The organism is Bradyrhizobium sp. CIR48 (genome assembly GCF_014198315.1).
In the GTDB taxonomy this organism is placed as follows: Bacteria; Pseudomonadota; Alphaproteobacteria; order Rhizobiales; family Xanthobacteraceae; genus Bradyrhizobium.
The window spans coordinates 214,794-231,129 of record NZ_JACIHG010000011.1 but is presented as its reverse complement, the minus strand read 5'-3'; the positions used below and the strand labels follow the sequence as shown (position 1 = coordinate 231,129).

Below are 16,336 nucleotides of genomic sequence, written 5' to 3'. Positions count from 1 at the left end.
GATCAAACAGCAATAGTTCGAGAGTGCGTCATTTCCATCGGGCATCGATTTCATGCCCCCTTGTTGCTTTCGCACTTGAGCATCCGCGCCTAGTCTGATCTGCGCGCAGTTAATGAGACCACCTGCGCAAGAATGCAGTCATTGCCTCATCGGCAATATCGAGCTGTCATAGGAGAGAGATTATGAGACGCACCGTACTGGCACTTTCCGCGGTCCTTGCCGTTGGCGCTCTAGCAACCGCAGCCTTCGCGCAGCAACCACAGCTTCCGCCACCCGACGATTGGCACGCCACCGGCCGCTATCTTCCTGAATACACGAAAGACGGGGACCTTATTCTGCCAAAAAACTTTCACGAATGGGTTTACGTTGGATCGCCACTGACGCCCAACTTTTTGAACCCGCCTCAAGCAAATTTCCCGGAATTTCACAACGTGTATATCGAGCCCGGTTCTTACGATATTTACAAGAAAACGGGCGTCTTCCCCGAAGGAACAATCTTCGTGAAGGAATTGCAGCTTATGCAGCCTGCCACCAATCCGGACGGTTCGAGTACCGCGCCATCGGGAAAAGGATTTTTCCCGGGGGCGTTCAACGGAGCGGATGTAACCGTCAAGGACACCGAGAGATATAAGGCAAGCGACGGTTGGGGTTATTTCAACTTCAATCACCACGAACCGAAAGCGGCCACTGCCAAAGTCCGGCCGGTCGAGGAATGCGGCTACTGCCACATCGCAAGCGCGAAACGGGATGACGTATGGACGCAGTTCTACGCGCTGCTCGACCAGGTGCCGCTACCGACCGGCCAGAGTGGCTCCAAGAAAATGCCGCCCAGCGAGAATCCGTCTATCAAAAAGTAGGGATAACCGTGATGAAGATTCTGAGAAGTGCGGCCATAGCGTCCGCATCGTTTATCGCTGTGAGCGTCGGCTGCCTAGTATCACAGGTCGTACCTAGCCAGGCCGCCTCTGCGCAAGAACAACTCGTCGACGGGGCAGGCAACATGCATGTCCCGAAAGAGTACCGAACGACCTACGAATTCCTTGGGAGCTGGTCTGTTGCAGGTGACAAAGGTGCTAAGGAGATGCACGTGGTCTATGGGTCGCCCGGAACTGCGGCAGCTTATCGGACGACTGGCGAATTTCCCGAGGGTTCGATCCTGGTGAAAGAAGTGTACGCCGCGGCGACTTCGGAAATGACGACTGGGACCGTCAGCCATCAACAAAGCCTCAAAGGCTGGTTCATGATGGTGAAGGACGGCAAAAACAGTCATCCCGATAATAAATTGTGGGGCAACGGTTGGGGCTGGTCCTGGTTTGACGCGGGTGACCCGGTGAAAACGACCTCAACCGACTTCCGCTCAGATTGTCTAGGTTGCCACATCCCTGCCAAAGCGACTGACTGGATCTATGTTCAAGGCTATCCCGGACTCAAAAAGTGACAGGCCCTCGGCGAACTAGCTTTAATGTCACGTGTGCAAAACCAGACTGGATGCAAAGAAGGTAACGTCATGAAGCCCAGCGGAAAGCTCGCCAGATGCATTTGCGGATCGATGGTGATGTTTGTGGTGTCGTTTTCGACACCTCATGTAAGTCTAGCGGCCGATCCAGCTGCTGGCAAAAAGATCACGAAGCAATTTCTTACGTCGGGCCAGGTGGACCTAGTACGAGAGGTGGTGACGCTACCGCTCCATCGCGGCCGTCTTGCCTCGGGAGAGACCGTTTGGTTCGTTCTCACCGACGTAAGCGATTACGATACTTCGCAAAAGATGGGACTTACGTGGGCGCCGAGTCTCACTGATGCCAAGAACCTGAAGAGCACACGGGTTGCGGAAATGGACGACTCGGGTAACTTCACCTTTAAATCAGGGCGGGTCGATTTCTCACCTTCGCAGAAGTTGGTCGGAGGGGACGCGCCCAGTTTCTTTCCTCCTAAGACAGCCCGAGCCGGATCTATTGGGGATGCGCACTACAGCCCACTGGTGTGGGTGTCCAATAGTATGAATATCGTTTTCAATGCGCCGATCATCGCGTTCGACATCGGGCCGGACAAAATTTCATTCTGCAACGGCAGCCCTGACTACTCCGTGGTGACGGACTCCGTAGCAAGCATCTGTCCTGATAAGGGCACTGTCGACTTGAAACTCCGGTCTGGATTCGCGAACGGAAGACACCTGCGTTATCTTAGCTTTGACGCAAATTCCGAGGAGTCGGCGACCCTTGAGGCGTCCACCTTTGCGCCTGCGGAAAGCGACATTCTTCAGAGCGGCGCGATCGAGGTGATCTATACGATTGTGAATGGCAACATGGGGGCGAACGATCCGAATCGCCAGGGACTCAACAGTGCTATCAAGGGAGAGGGGCCTTCGCTCGACATCCTCGCGCACTTCACTGAGATCAGCGCCGGATACTCCCCGATGTGGGACGTACGACTAGCCGAGTGGACCAAGGAAGCTATCGTGAAGGATCAAAGGAAACTGATCACTGACGGCGACGATCTTGAATCCAAAAGTGCGGCGGGCTTACTGGTGAGCCCTGCGGGAGGGCCGGTGAAGACGACGGGAAATCTAGTGAATTGTCCGGTTGTAGGCTTCACCAATGAATAATCTCCTGGCCACATAGCTGCGCTTCCCTCGTTCATGCGGGAAGCGCAATCGGTCTCTTAACCACCGACGCTTCCCTCTCACGTCGATGCGAATTTGATGAGCACGCGCTAGGACCCGACGCTACTGTTTGTAGGCCTTGATAATCTGCCGGGCTATCGCGACCGATGCTGCGGCGTTGGAAGGACAGGTTGCCGTCCACTTCAGTGGCGTGGCGCGATCGGCCCTAGGTTTCGAGCCAGTCCAGTGGCGACCACGGGCATCGAATAATCATTTGCGGTTCGCAGCAGGAGAATCCCATATTGCCATTCTGAAGCGCGAGGACGCTCCTGCGGGCTCCAAGCCGATCCTCGACAACTTGATAAGATGCTTGGTACTCTACGGACCGGGGTTTCCGCAGATCACTAACAAGGTCTTAGCAGCCTATCGGAAACCGGCGGCCGCTAGCTTGAAGATCGACTTGATATTGTCGGCATCTGCGGTCGGCCTTCGATGGCGTCGGCTGCGTGGCGCTGACAGGATCGGAGGCGGGGAAGCTATCTTCCAACCCGGTGTCGAGCTTGGCGTGGCGATCGGCCGCGAGCGCTTCGCCTAAGTCCTCGATGTGCTTGTCGTGCGGCGCGGGATTGAAGGTCTGAGCCATGGAGTTCTCCTTCATTGACTGAGCCAACGCGGCGCATTTGACAGGTTGCCATGCTCCGCTTCTGCGCGCGGCGGTGTATCAAGAACCTCAACCCTGCATCAGGACCATTCGTGCCCCAGTCAGCGACAAAGCCCCTCATCGACGTGCTCTCCGGCCAGCGGCAAAGCATCCCGCCCCTGTGGATGATGCGGCAGGCCGGCCGCTACTTGCCTGAATATCGCGAGGTGCGCGCCAAGGCTGGCGGCTTCCTCGATCTCTGCTTCAGTCCGGAGCTTGCCGCCGAAGTCACGCTGCAGCCGATCCGCAGGTTTGGCTTCGATGCGGCCATCATCTTCTCGGACATCCTGGTGATCCCCCATGCGCTCGGCCGCTCGGTGCGGTTCGAGGTCGGCGAAGGTCCGCGGCTCGATCCGCTGGATGATCCCGTCAAGGTCGGAGCGCTCGCCGCGCAGGCCGACTTCGGCACGCTCGCGCCGGTGTTCGAGGCGCTCAGGATCGCGCGCGGCGCGCTCGATCCTGAGGTGGCGCTGATCGGCTTCTGCGGTGCGCCGTGGACGGTTGCGACCTATATGGTCGCGGGCCAGGGCACGCTCGATCAGGCGCCGGCGCGGATCATGGCCTACCGTCATCCCGAGGCGTTCGCGAAAATTATCGACGTGCTGGTCGTGAGCTCGATCCAATATCTGCTGGCGCAACTCGAGGCCGGCGCCAACGCCTTGCAGATCTTCGACACCTGGGCCGGCGTGCTGCCGCCCGCCGAATTCGTGCGCTGGTCAACCGAGCCGACCCGGCGCATCGTCGAAGGCGTGCGCGCCAAGGTGCCCGATGCGAAGATCATCGGCTTCCCGCGCGGCGCGGGCGCGCAGCTGCCTGGTTACGTCGAGGCCACCGGCGTCAATGCAGTCAGCATGGACTGGACCGCCGAGCCCGTCTTCATCCGCGAGCGCGTGCAGAGCAAGGTCGCCGTACAGGGCAATCTCGATCCGCTGGTGCTGATCACGGGCGGTGCGGCACTCGACCGCGCGATCGGCAACACCTTGGCGAATTTTTCGCAAGGGCGCTTCATCTTCAATCTCGGTCACGGCATCCAGCCGGAGACGCCGATCGCCCATGTCGAACAGATAATCAAACGCGTACGTGGCTAGCGAGCGATCCTCCGACAGGCCCAACATCGGTGAAGCGGTCAGCGTGCTTCATCTCCTCGATCGACTCCCTGCGCCAAGCCTTGGCCATTTCCAGCAGGCCCCAGTTGGCCAAGAACCGGTAGTGCAGCCAGTATTGTTTGATTTCGGTGAGCTCGTGACGCAGTCCCTTGTTAAGATACTCGATGACTCTGGGGTCGCCCTTCATGATGAACTCCAAGGCTTGAGGTTGGGCCTTTTCCCTTCTTAGTTTAGAACGCTTCTGAGAAAAACTACCAAGCATCCCCGAGACGAAACCGAGAGCCACCTACCGAGAAAAACCAAGGAAGTTGGTCGCTGCGGCTCCAACTCTGGGCTCGTCCTGCGCGTCATCCTTGATCCGGCGATGCGGACAGTCGGCCTGACAGGCTAGCGCACATTCCCTATACGCCTCGTCGATGATCGTCTTGATGGTGCGCGCGCAGCGGCCACACTCAGCGCTGCAGCCGAGACAGTCATAGATCTGTTTGGCATTGCGCAGCGCATCCTCGGCCGTGTTCACGGCGTGGCGAACATCGCGGTCGGTGAGGACATTGCAGGAGCAAACGATCATGAAACCTTAAAAGGACGTCTCAGCAAGGCGGTTGAGATCGATATTGGACGGCGGTCGGGCGCCTAGAATGGTCCAAAGAGCACGGAGATGATTGAGTGGTGACCCGCCCTTGGAAGTCTTTCCCTGACCTTTGTTCCTTGCAGATCAGCAGAACTTTGTATGTTCACTCGCTGCGACCGCTAACCGCAGATCCGGCCGAGAACACGGGAACGCCGCTCCGTTCCGCCCAAAGATCGACACTCTCGGTTAGCGTAGATGACACAACTGGAGTCTGCTGGCCCTGAGATGCAGTCACCACTGCATTCTGGGTATTGTTGAAGACCTCCTCTATCCCCCTCGAAGAATCCATCTGCGTAAGAAGAGCGGTCATCAGCCGGCTATGTAGTTCATCAGGGTCTTCGACGATTGCACCAGGCGCGGCTGAGCTCAGGGTCAGCGCATTCTCAACTCCTTGAATGGGCGCAAGCCCATGTGAATAAGTCCTGAAGCGTCGCTCGTAAGGGTTGCGGCGCGAAGCCTCAATAACTAGGAGCCTGACGCGTGCTCCTGAAGTCTGGAGTTGCGAGAGGAGATGGTCAATGCTTAGCCCTTGTAGACGGATATCTTCTTCACTCCAAATCTTCGCATCGACTGGGATTAGATAATTGTGTCCGTCAGACTGGATTCCGTAACCTCCGAAATAAACTAACACAGTCGAGTTCGAATGTACTCTTGCCCTTAGATGATCGACTGCGTGTGTCATGTCCGAACCCGTGGCATTTTCAATGGCATCGACCAGAAAGCCGTGCTCGCGAAGAGCATTTGTCAGGCCTTCCGCGTTGCGTGTTATTATGGGAAGAGGAGAGTCAGCATCGGGATAGGCCGAATTGCCAATCACCAGCGCCAGTCGACTAGTATCGAGGGGCGCGGATTTGCCTGACCAGATGGGATCGCTGATGGGCCGAGGCGTCTCCCGTTGCCTTGTCCCGTCGAGACTGGTTAAGAGCAAGCTGAGCGAGACTGCGACGCCGACTAGTCTGGGAGATCTCATTCCATTATGGTCTCCGACGAAACGCGCGTTTCCGTTTGCTGTCAATTCCGTCGCGCCGTCCAGTAGCCTGAACAGCGCGCTGATCCTGAGTGGCCGCTCCAGGTCCCCCGACCGGACGTCGCAAACAGTTTGCCCGCGCCCGCGGCATATTTGTCTTGGACCGTCACGGAAGCGCGAACCGCGCCCGTTTTTGCAACGTATCCTCGAAACTTCACGAGATTGGGATGCGTGACAATTCCGTTGGTCACATCGACAGTGAAGCTGTAAGTGGAATCGCAGGTTCCTCTTTGCGTCACGAAGACGAGGTCCCAGGAGCCGTCGTAGGACGATGAACCGTATGCTGCCCGTGCAGAGTGGTGACTCCGCCGAGCCAATAAGTGCACGTCTGTCGTCAAATCCGGTATCGTCGCCCTGGTCGACGCGCCATTGATCGGTGAGGCTGACGATTTGGCCGTGGCGGCGATCGCGATAGGAACAGCAATTGCGAGCGCACTCGCGAGCTTGCAGACCTGAATCCTCATGGAAGCTCCTGTTCGCTTTAAACCACGCAACGAGAATGACCTTGCAACTCGGTCGAGGGAAATCACCTCTCGCCATGGAGTCGATAGACGACCATTATTGCCGCTTTGCTGGGCGAAACTACAGTGAGGAGGCAGTTCAAGGCGACGACGAGTTAGGAGCCTCTGCGGACGTGGCGAGCAGACAATCATGTAACCACCCATGGCGCGGCGAACTCATGCGCTAGAGCGTGATGACACCAACTTCGAGTGATACGCATTCGAAGAACCAAAGTTTCCGTCGTGGTAAAGGACACCAGTGGACGACGGGCTCTTGTGGCCGAAGGAACCCCGGCGCATCGCGACGCTGGTTTTGCGCGGATTGACGGTTGGTACCCTCGAACCCGGTCGGGACGGCCGCGCCCCCGACGTCCTCGGTGCGCGGAGCTTGCTTAAACCGACGCCTCGAGTGTTAGAAATCCGTGCGAGTGGCGGACACCGTACTACGGTGGAAGGCGCAAAGCCATGTCGGGCCGTGTGCCTTCAGAGGGACAGGCGGTTCTTCTCTCCGCATCGATGCGGTGGGAGACGGCGAGGTGAGGGGCCGGTCTTTCTGCAATGCTCTGGGTCACGGTTTACTCGCAGCTCCGATTGCGGCGGGGTGTACGGGCGCTTGGGCTTTACGACCGCGCTCGCAGCACTAGTGTTTTTGCCGAGAGATCAGCTCCGCCGAAAGTATGACCGCGTGAGCACCTCTTCGCGCCAGCCGAGAGTTCCGCTCCGGGCCGCAGCACGTGACGCACTACTTTTGCTGTTCCGATAACGGCTGGCTATCGACTTCATGGCGAGAGGTGATTTTCTTTTCCACCGTCGCTGACCCAATCTTAATCAGTCATCGCCCGCTCGCGGCTGCGGCCGAAGTCGGCCTTCCGTTGGACGATCACAAGAGGTCCGACATGCACATCGAAGAGACGGCCCGCATTTCCTTGCCCCGCTCTGTCGAACACCCGCCGTTGGAGAATGCCGTGGTGCTCGTGGAGGCGGCGAGTGTTGCGAACGGATTGGAGCGTGCGTTCAGCACAAGTGTGAGTTGCGTGCGCGATGACGATACCGGCTGCATTGCGTCGAGATGTATGGAGATCCCAGTCGTCGGATCCAACGGCGAGGTGTCGGGCGTCTTGTGCCATACCAATCTGTTCGATGCGCGAGCCGCGGTCGCTGCTGGCGAGCGGCCCCCTGTGAGAATGGCGCGCAAACACTTGGGCTCCGTTCAGCGATGAAGCTTATGATCCCGCCCGGCCGCCTCGATCGTGCAGTCGATCACAAAACAGAGCACGTGCTCGGCCCCGCCGATGCCGAGATCTCGCTGGTTGAGTACGGCAGCTACGCCTGTCCGCACTGCAGGGCTGCCAACGAGCGCATCGCGCAGGCGCGCGATCAACTTGGCGACCGCGTTTGCTATGCCTTCCGCCACAGGCCGCTCACGGACAACAGTCTTTCCTTCCGTGCTGCGGAGCTCGCTGAGCTTGCTCAGACGCCAGAGACGTTCTGGTCCGCGCACATCAAGCTGATGACGAGGTCGATGCAGCTCACAGAGGACGACCTTTCGGCGGTGGCCGCTGACCTAGGTGTGCATGCCAACCCCACGCTTCGCGATAGCGACGCGGTTCGGCGCGCGAAGGCGAGGGTGGAGTCGGACATCGCGAGTGCACGCGCGAGCGGCGTGAGATTCACGCCGACATTTTACATTAACCGCCGGCGCTACGACGGACCCTGGGACGAAAGTTCTCTCGTTGATGCAATGCTTGGCACGCTTGGCCACCGCGTCGGTACGGCTGCCCTAGACTTCGCGAGCTGGGGCCCGTCCGCCGGCATTTTGCTCGTCGTCGCTACTGTGGCGGCGATTGTCTTGACGAACTCGCCGAGCGGGCCGGCATTCGAGGCGCTCTGGCGCTGGGAGTTCGGCGTGAGCTTGGGCAGCACAGCCTTTCGGATGTCCATCCTCCATTGGGTCAACGACGGGCTGTTGACGCTGTTCTTCCTCGTTGTTGGATTGGAAGTGAAGCGCGAGATGACAGTCGGACACCTCGCAAGCCGTCGCTCCGCGGCGCTTCCGATCGCGGCCGCGCTCGGCGGCATGGTTGTGCCGGCGTGTCTGTATTCGCTGGTTCTCCCCGTGGGGCCGTGGTCGTACGGGTGGGGCGTTCCGATGGCGACCGACACCGCGTTCGCGATTGCCTTGATTGCAGTGATGGGCTCCCGCGTCCCCGTCGAGCTGCGTATCTTCCTCACCGCGGCGGCCATCGTTGACGACATCGGTGCGATCGTCGTCGTCGCCGTGTTTTACTCCGGCGAAATCCATCTGGCCTACCTTGCTGCTGCGGCGATGGTTATAGTTGCGCTAGTGCTGCTGAGCCGATCTGGGGTGTACCATCTCTCGCCCTACATCCTGATGGGCGCTGCGCTGTGGGCGCTCATATACGCGAGCGGTCTCCACGCTACATTGGCCGGCGTGTTACTTGCCTTGTTCATTCCGACGCGACCGCCCGCCAATCTGGCAGCCCTGATGACGCAGGCGAGCACCATCATCACGTCCGAGGCTCGGCATGAGGGCGAAGTTCTCAGGCGCGGCCCCTCCACTCCAGCCCTGCAGGCGCTCGACGCAATCTACGATAGGATTGAATCGCCCGCCGATCGACTGCTACGACACGCCGGCGCGCGATCGAGCTACGCCGTCCTCCCTATCTTCGCATTGGCGAATGCCGGAGTGACGATCAACCCAGGCGTCCTCGCTGGCCATGGCCGTCTCACGGCTGCGATCGTCGCTGGTCTCGCTATAGGAAAACCGCTCGGCGTCTTCCTCGCGGCCGCAGCGGCAGTGCGCACAGGCATAGCCGTCAAGCCGACCGAATACACGTGGCGGCAGCTGGGCGGGGCGGGAGCCCTCGCTGGCATTGGCTTCACGATGTCGCTCTTCATCGCCGGACAGGCATTTCCAAGCGCCACCGACTTCTCGGCCGCAAAAATCGCTGTGTTCGCCGCCTCGAGTCTTTCTGCCGTCGTCGGGACTGGCCTGCTCTGGGGAGCTTCGCGTCAGGAGCTTATCGGAGATGTGCCGCAGGGCTCCGGCATGAAATCATCGTAGCTTGCCGCCGCTTATGCCTGACCGTGAAAGGAGATGATTCCACCTGCGACGAGGCGGTCCGCCTCTTCCACATCGCAGGCGTGAAACTTAGGGGCATTTGGTCGTGATCTCCTGGTATCCCGCCGTCGAGGACACCAGCAACGCAGAGTTATCGCGGCGAACCGTCGCATTTGAAGGAGTCGAAATGACGCACGTATATTTCCACTGCGCGAACACCAAGAAGGTTTTCGTCGATCGCCGCGGCGCCGTCGTGGATGATCTTGCTGAAGCGCGGGCTCATGCGAACCGCATCGTGCAGTCCGTCACCAAAGAGCGCAGCCTTGAGGATTGGCGTGACTGGGTTCTGCATGTCAGCGATGATCAGGGCGATGAGCTCTTCGTGGTGCCCTTCGCTTTCGTGCTCGGGGAGCCGAATTGAGGTCGCCGTGTTCCAAGCGCTCCTTTGAACCAACGCGCATATGTGCCACTTGAAAAGCAGGCCGCTGGTGCCCTAACGAAGACTATCTTTAGCGTCAGCGCCGCAACGCGCCGGCACGAATTGCGGAGGAGTGCTTGCGCGCGCTGGGCAGCTAACGTGGCCGCCAGCCTTGCGTTTCGGTGGTGGGCCAGGTTTCAGGCTTTGCAACTGGTCGCGCCGAAATCGCATGCGGTGACCAAAGACCGAAGTCCTTCGTCATGCCAGGTATTGAATTCAGATTGGCCTTTGCTCTTCCATGATGCGAGGCACAGCCTTCAATATCTCCTCCGCACCTCGCTGAAGAAGTTTGTCTCCTAGACGTGTGCCTATTGCGTCGGCTTGATCGGCCGTACCGACGCATTCATCAGCAATCTTCGTGTGGCCATCTGGATGAGTCACCTGTCCTCGAAGCGTTAATGTCCCGGCGACCCATCTGACAGAAACCCCGAGCGGTAAGCTGCAACCCGCATCGAGACTTCTCATCAATGCGCGCTCTGCGTCTACTTCGGTACGCGATTTCCGATCTTCAATCTTTTGAAGCAGTGCTATGAGTGCCGTATCTTCTTCGCGAGCTTCGACCGCGAGGGCGCCTTGGCCGACTGCATACGGGAAAACATTCGCGTCTAGAATCTGTGAGGCCTCAAGTAGCAATCCTAGCCGTGACAATCCCGCCGCTGCCAAAAGAGTAGCGTCTATTCCCTCTCGGTTCTTTGCCTTACAAAGCCTTGGATAAACGTTTCCACGGATGGGTCGAACATCCAAACCACCGCAAAGAGCGAGAAGTTGCGCTTTGCGGCGAATTGATCCAGTGCCGACGCGCAGCCCCGGTCGTAGCTGATCTAGTGTAACGCCACAAATTGCGTCACGAGGATCCGCTCTTTTGGGAACGGCCGCCAATACCAAACCGGGCTGCAATCTGGTCGGAAGATCCTTGAGAGAGTGAACGACCAAGTCAACTTCTTTGCGCGTAAGCGCGTCTTCGCTCTCCTTCGTGAATGCTCCGAGGCCGCCAAACTGTTGAAAGGACGACCGTCGATCTCTATCGCCAACCGAACTTGTGAAAACGAGTCTTACCTCAGCGGCCGGCTCGACGCCATGAATAAGATCGGCGACATGACTGGCTTGCCAGCGGGCCAAATCACTTCGCCTGGTGCCGAGGCGAATTTCCATGATCAAGACTCTGATTGTTGTGTAGCGCGCCGACTTCTAGCGCTGCGTAAGTAGCAATAAGGTCGGCACCTGCTCGTTTCAGCCGCACGACAGAACTCTGGTGCGTGAGTATCTTTCCTCGGTCCGTATTTCATCAATTCACGCCGCCCGAAACGGATAGCAGCCCCAGGATCGCAACTTCGAAAGTTGCTGGACCAAGTCGAGAACGAGGATGCCGGTTCGACGAGAATGGAATTTGAGCCTTTAGATACGAGTGCATCGATTGATTCCCCGCATCCTTCCAAGTCGAAGGGATCGACCTGTAAGGCGTCATCTGGGCTGCCGTCACTTGTGTTCATAACGAAGCGATAAAGGTAGGAACGGTGATCGAAAAATCCTGTGGTCATTATGCCAAGCCAACGGGGAGCCTCCATGATCAAGAGCCGAAGCCGCTCGATTGGATCGCGTCGCTTTCTAGTCGCCTCCTCGCACTGTGTCGTGAACGCGCATATTCGCTCGGAGTCGCGGAAATCCGGATGGATCGGTGGCGCCGGGGTGGTCACTTCGGGCAGGATGCTCACCGGCAATCCTTCGACGATAGGGGCGATGACCTTTCAGCCCTCATTCGCTGATATTCCGCAGCGGCCTCCTCGGCCGTCGCGAAGTTCTTGCTATAGATGAAGTTTTCGCAACCATTGCTGATGCGTGCATAGTAGGGTTTTCGCCGCCTAGCACAGTCCGACCGCTTCCTGACGCCGGGGAAGCCGTGTTTGTTGACTATGGTGCGTGGCATGTGAACTTGATCCCTGATGCTGGGGCGAAGCCCCTCATTGTTAAGCTCGCTTTTCTAGCGGCGCGCTATTTGAATGGATTCATTGACGTGGAATAGGTCGGAGTTTTGGCGTAGTTCGCGGGAACGTTCCAAAGCGTCGCGACATACCAGGCGGTCCAAGCAACGATCAGCAGGCTTAGCACCCAAACCCAAACAGGGATTGGCGAGGGCGATTCTGCCCGGTGCGGCTCGAATGGTTCTTCGGCTCCAAAGGCGTTGACCATGAAGCGCAGCGTACCGTGAACGACGGCCCCATCACCGAGCCCGCTGAGTGTGATCCCGGGCCCATTGCGGACCTGGAACCGAAGGCGTCGGACGCCGACTTGGCCAGTGGCGTCCTGGGCTTCGATGCGCAGGCCGTGTTCGCCGTCGGCAAGGCTCTTGGTGTCGAGCGCTATCTGCGCCGGTGGCCGCTGATCGGTGACGGGATCGGTCGCTTCGTCGAGATAGATGCGGATGCGCGGATCGGACACGTGTTGCAATCCTCTAACGGTCGGCATGCAGGACGCGATATTTTGGATGATAGGGATCCCGTTCGCCGGGGGCGACCAGCATCCACACCGCCGCCACGATGCAGCTAAGTGTCACGAGCCCGGCCCCGCCCGCCACCAGCGCGTTGCCGAGTAGTGGTCCGCCAAGACTAGGACCGCCAGCGCCACCAGCGATCGAAGACGCAGTGCAGAGGTAGCCAAGCGCCGAGAGAATCCAGGTGGTAATCGTATCGGTCATCGTCGCCTCCTATTTTTCAGCACGGAGCTTCGTGATCTCGGCAGGCGTCACCAACGGCCCGTGGTTACCCCATGACGTGCGCTCGTGATTGATGATATCGGCGATCTGTTGATCGGACAGTCGGTCAGCGAACGGCGGCATCTCTACTTCGTACTGCTGGCCGTCGATTGCCTTACCGCTAAGGCCGCGCAGCATGGTGGTGATATGTTCGGCAGGGTCAGTGGCATTAACGACCGGATCGCCTGCAAGCGGCGGAAATGTGCCAGGAACGCCTTTGCCCTCGGCGCCGTGGCAGACGCCGCAGTTGTCGGCGAAGAGCTTCGATCCTTCCGCAGCAACGAACGTCGGTGCCGGGGGCGCTACCGGCGAGACCTGTTTCGGCGTCGTTGCCTGCTTCTGCAGTGGTTCGTTGGCGCGAGCCGCGACGACATCAGCCGCACTGATTAAGGCACCACGATTGCCCCACGAGGATCGCTCGTAATCGATGATGTCAGCAATCTGCTGATCAGACAATTGATCGGCAAACGCCGGCATTTGTGCTTCATAGCTCTGGCCATTGATTACCCGCCCGCCAAGTCCGTGCAGCACAGCGCCAATATGTGCCGTGGGATCGGCATCGTTAACCACCGGATCTCCGGCGAGCGGCGGAAACGTTCCCGGCACACCCTTGCCTTCCGCACCATGGCAGGATGCGCAGTTGTCGGCGAACAATGCGGCACCCTTGGTGGCGTCAAACCCCAGGGACCCGCTCGAAGGACTCTCAGTCGCGGCGCGGGACTGCGTCGGAACGAGCGGGGGCTGCTTCAGCGACAACAAATAGGCGACGAGCGCCTTGCCGTCGTCGTTGGGGATGACGGTACCGCCTGGCGCGAACTGGGGCGGCAATGGCACCGCTGTTTCTCCTGGAGGTAGTTTGTCCACAATCCTGAACAGCCAGGGGAAGGCCGGCATGATCGATTGCGGCACAACTGCACGCGGTTGATAGAGATGGATGTACTGCCATATGCTGCTCGACTGCCGCGCGCCGATATTGCTCAAGTCTGGACCAGTGCGCTCCGAACCTAGTAATTCCGTAGTCTGGTAGGCATAATCGCCCGGCGCAGAAGGGCGGCCAAACGGCTTATCTCCGGAGAGCGGGCGTACTTGCTGGGTATGGCAATAGAAGCAGCCTTCGGAGACATAGACATCCCGACCCCGCGCCTCGATCGAGGTTAGTGGCTTAAGGCCCGGCGTCGGTGGCACCTTCGACAGCCAGATCCCCGGCAGCACGCCCATAAGAATCGCTAGTCCAGTGTAGATCAGCGTCGAACCGCCAGAAATGGCCAATGTCCTGTTCATGCCGGCACCGTCTTGGCTGCCGCAAGCTCGGTGCAGGACCTACCGTAGGTCATTGTCCAGACGTTGAAAGCGAAGACAAGATGGCCGGCGAACATCAGCGAGCCGCCGACGGAGCGCCACAGCCAGTATGGCGCGGCATCTTCGACCGACTGGATGAAAGTGAGCCCTCGAAGCCAATCGAGCCCCTGAATGGTGCCGGCGGCCGAAAGCGCCGCAACGTAGATGACAACGCCGACGGCGGACAGCCAGAAATGTATACCCATGCTCAGGTTGTAGGGATACTTGCCGGTGGCGCGCGGCAAAAGCGCATAGATGCCACCCCAGATCGCGAAAGTGACGAAGCCATACATCGTCAGGTGCGAGTGCCCTACCGTGTAATTGGTCAGATGCCAAAGCTGCTGCAGCGAGCGAAACGCCTCGAATGTGCCTTGTATCGAACCCAGTAGATAGCCGTAGACGCCGACGAGGATGAAAACCGCGGGCGAGCGATATATCCATTCGTGAGTCCCCCGGAAGGTGAGAAGGAAGTTTGCGGTGCCGCTCAGCACTGGAACCAGCATGGCCACACTGAAGACGATGGCCGTAGTCTGCAGCCACCATGGCAGTGGACTGAATTCAAAATGATGAGCGCCGATGATCGGATAGAAGATGAGATTGGTCCAGAATGCAAAGACGCCGAGAGAATATGAATAGATCGGCCGGTTCAGGAGCTTCGGCAGCGCATAGTAGGACACACCGAGCGATAGAGGCGTGAACCATAGTCCGACGGCGTTATGCATGAAGAAGGCCTGCACCGCGACCTGACCCAGTCCGTACTGATACCAGGGCAACATCGACACCACGACCATAACAATCGTCCACAGCGTGCCCCCGATAGTATACCAGTTAGAAATATAGATATGCTCGTCATCCCGGCGCTCGACAGTGGCGATCATATTCCAGACCGCGGTGATCAAGCCGAGTCCAAGGATTGCGCGAATCCACCACAGCCATTCGCGATACTCCTGGCCGTAGGTGAAGCCGAGATCGAGTGTGACCGTGCCCAGCACGGCGGCGAGATTGAGAAGCGCAAGACTGATCCATGCGAGGCGCTCGCTGTAGAGCCTTGCGCCAGAACTGCGCGCGGCGACAAACAGCGCAAGCCCAATCAGCGCCTGGCTCGCCCAGGCATAAAATGTTCCGCTGGTGTGTATCGCGCGCAGCCGACCGAACGAGAGCGCCGGCGTGGTCGCGAAATCCGGGTAAGCGAATTTGAAGCTGACGAAGAGCCCCACGGCCGTGGCGAATACAAGCCAGATTGTTGCCGACGCCACGTACGCCGCGAGCACTCGCGCCAAAACACGGTCATCCGGAGGGAGCGCGCGAAGTGGAATGGCTGCAGCGCTATCGGACATCATCCGTCTCCTCGACGACGTTGTTCAGCGCTGCCCTGAGGCGCGCCAAAAGCGTGACGTCAGCGGCATTGCAACCGGGCCGGCTGGAGAATCCGGCGCGATCACGTTGTCCTTATTTTTGTAGCTGAGCTGGTCGGAAACATGGATCGTTTCGCCAATCCTGTCCGCCGTTACGTACCGGTAGCCATCTTCCCATGGTTCACCGAAATCGGCGGCTTTACCACTTACTGAGGCCGGGTTTACGCCGTTGCTTTGCATATCGAGCCTCCTGGCTTCACAATCTGAGCGCGTGTTGGTGACGTCATTTGAAAGCTGCGATATGACGACGCGTTGGAGAATGAGCTTGCAAGGCCCGCCAAGGGAAATCACCTTTCGACATAGAGTCGATATACGATCGTTATCGCCGACCAACGGCGTCGTAGTGAGGAATGCCACCCGTCGCATCTCCAGAGATCCAGGTTGCCCTACGCTGATCGCCTAGGTTGCGACAAGGGTAAGCAGGCGTCGCTATGGAACGAGCAAAACTCGATCTGTCCAAAGGCGCGAGCGCCAGTCGCTTGGATATGCGCCTGCAGGCATTCCACGCTATGGCGTCGTCACACCGCGGAGGCGGCAATAACGATCGTCTATCGACTCCATGGCGAAAGGTGATTTCACTCGGTGCAGTTGCATGGTCATTCTTCGACTATCGTCATTCAAATACTAAATGCCGCCAACGAGACGCGACCAGCGTGAAAAGCAACGAGGGGCAATATGAAAGACAACAGTTTGAGGTCGGTGATGCGACCC

At 58.7% G+C, this 16,336-nt stretch carries 16 protein-coding genes and 2 pseudogenes; 7 read left to right on the top strand and 11 right to left on the bottom strand.

The genetic code is table 11. The annotated features are described in order from the left end of the window. The first annotated feature begins 182 nt into the window (after positions 1-182). From GGD66_RS30740 to GGD66_RS30730, 3 genes are all read left to right on the top strand, one after another. On the top strand, positions 183-857 hold the full coding sequence (locus GGD66_RS30740) for a cytochrome P460 family protein (protein WP_183260079.1): 675 nt from the start codon (positions 183-185) through the stop codon (positions 855-857). 11 nt (positions 858-868) lie between these two features. Next, complete coding sequence (locus GGD66_RS30735; RefSeq protein ID WP_128935401.1) at positions 869-1,438, top strand: cytochrome P460 family protein; 570 nt, start codon at positions 869-871, stop codon at positions 1,436-1,438. Positions 1,439-1,507: 69 nt separating this feature from the next. Beyond that, the gene (locus GGD66_RS30730; protein WP_183260077.1) at positions 1,508-2,602 is read left to right on the top strand and encodes a hypothetical protein; all 1,095 of its coding nucleotides are present in this window, start codon (positions 1,508-1,510) and stop codon (positions 2,600-2,602) included. 420 nt (positions 2,603-3,022) lie between these two features. On the opposite strand, the pseudogene GGD66_RS30725 reads toward GGD66_RS30730, so the two are convergent. Next, positions 3,023-3,242, bottom strand: a pseudogene (locus GGD66_RS30725) (hypothetical protein). 110 nt (positions 3,243-3,352) lie between these two features. Between GGD66_RS30725 and hemE the strand changes: the two are divergent. After that, positions 3,353-4,387 carry a uroporphyrinogen decarboxylase gene (gene hemE, locus GGD66_RS30720; RefSeq protein ID WP_183260072.1) on the top strand — a complete coding sequence of 345 codons (1,035 nt, stop codon included), beginning with the start codon at positions 3,353-3,355 and terminating at the stop codon, positions 4,385-4,387. Between the two features lie 25 nt (positions 4,388-4,412). Here the strand turns inward: hemE and GGD66_RS30715 are convergent. From GGD66_RS30715 to GGD66_RS30700, 4 genes and pseudogenes are all read right to left on the bottom strand, one after another. Next, a pseudogene (locus tag GGD66_RS30715) lies at positions 4,413-4,592 on the bottom strand (bacterioferritin); the annotation flags it as partial. 99 nt (positions 4,593-4,691) lie between these two features. Beyond that, entirely contained in the window at positions 4,692-4,976 is a 285-nt protein-coding gene (locus tag GGD66_RS30710) for a bacterioferritin-associated ferredoxin (RefSeq protein ID WP_183260070.1), read from the bottom strand. Positions 4,977-5,139: 163 nt separating this feature from the next. Further along, positions 5,140-5,853, bottom strand: coding sequence for a caspase family protein (locus tag GGD66_RS30705; RefSeq protein WP_183260068.1), 714 nt, complete (start codon positions 5,851-5,853; stop codon positions 5,140-5,142). A gap of 194 nt (positions 5,854-6,047) precedes the next feature. Then, positions 6,048-6,527 (bottom strand): hypothetical protein, encoded by a 480-nt coding sequence (locus GGD66_RS30700; protein ID WP_246789032.1) that lies wholly within the window; start codon positions 6,525-6,527, stop codon positions 6,048-6,050. A 932-nt stretch (positions 6,528-7,459) separates the two neighbouring features. Here GGD66_RS30700 and GGD66_RS30695 point away from each other — a divergent pair. From GGD66_RS30695 to GGD66_RS30685, 3 genes are all read left to right on the top strand, one after another. Beyond that, positions 7,460-7,783, top strand: coding sequence for a hypothetical protein (locus tag GGD66_RS30695; protein ID WP_128935395.1), 324 nt, complete (start codon positions 7,460-7,462; stop codon positions 7,781-7,783). Positions 7,784-7,788: 5 nt separating this feature from the next. Further along, a complete protein-coding gene (nhaA, locus tag GGD66_RS30690) occupies positions 7,789-9,648 on the top strand; it encodes a Na+/H+ antiporter NhaA (RefSeq protein ID WP_246789031.1) in 1,860 nt (619 codons plus the stop codon). A 103-nt stretch (positions 9,649-9,751) separates the two neighbouring features. Beyond that, positions 9,752-10,066, top strand: coding sequence for a DUF6894 family protein (locus tag GGD66_RS30685; protein WP_409362386.1), 315 nt, complete (start codon positions 9,752-9,754; stop codon positions 10,064-10,066). 273 nt (positions 10,067-10,339) lie between these two features. Here GGD66_RS30685 and hemC read toward each other — a convergent pair whose 3' ends face one another. The 6 genes from hemC to GGD66_RS30655 all read right to left on the bottom strand — a co-directional run bounded on the left by hemC (position 10,340) and on the right by GGD66_RS30655 (position 15,982). Continuing rightward, complete coding sequence (gene hemC / locus GGD66_RS30680; RefSeq protein ID WP_183260064.1) at positions 10,340-11,275, bottom strand: hydroxymethylbilane synthase; 936 nt, start codon at positions 11,273-11,275, stop codon at positions 10,340-10,342. 837 nt (positions 11,276-12,112) lie between these two features. Continuing rightward, positions 12,113-12,559, bottom strand: a complete 447-nt coding sequence (locus tag GGD66_RS30675) for a cytochrome C (protein ID WP_128935392.1) — start codon at positions 12,557-12,559, stop codon at positions 12,113-12,115. 13 nt (positions 12,560-12,572) lie between these two features. Further along, positions 12,573-12,815 carry a hypothetical protein gene (locus tag GGD66_RS30670; protein ID WP_183260062.1) on the bottom strand — a complete coding sequence of 81 codons (243 nt, stop codon included), beginning with the start codon at positions 12,813-12,815 and terminating at the stop codon, positions 12,573-12,575. A gap of 9 nt (positions 12,816-12,824) precedes the next feature. Next, positions 12,825-14,153 carry a c-type cytochrome gene (locus GGD66_RS30665; protein ID WP_183260060.1) on the bottom strand — a complete coding sequence of 443 codons (1,329 nt, stop codon included), beginning with the start codon at positions 14,151-14,153 and terminating at the stop codon, positions 12,825-12,827. Beyond that, on the bottom strand, positions 14,150-15,547 hold the full coding sequence (locus tag GGD66_RS30660) for a cbb3-type cytochrome c oxidase subunit I (RefSeq protein WP_246789029.1): 1,398 nt from the start codon (positions 15,545-15,547) through the stop codon (positions 14,150-14,152). Before GGD66_RS30660 ends, GGD66_RS30665 begins: the two co-directional genes overlap by 4 nt. 24 nt (positions 15,548-15,571) lie before the next feature. Continuing rightward, complete coding sequence (locus GGD66_RS30655; protein ID WP_183260058.1) at positions 15,572-15,982, bottom strand: hypothetical protein; 411 nt, start codon at positions 15,980-15,982, stop codon at positions 15,572-15,574. Between the last annotated feature and the right edge of the window lie 354 nt (positions 15,983-16,336).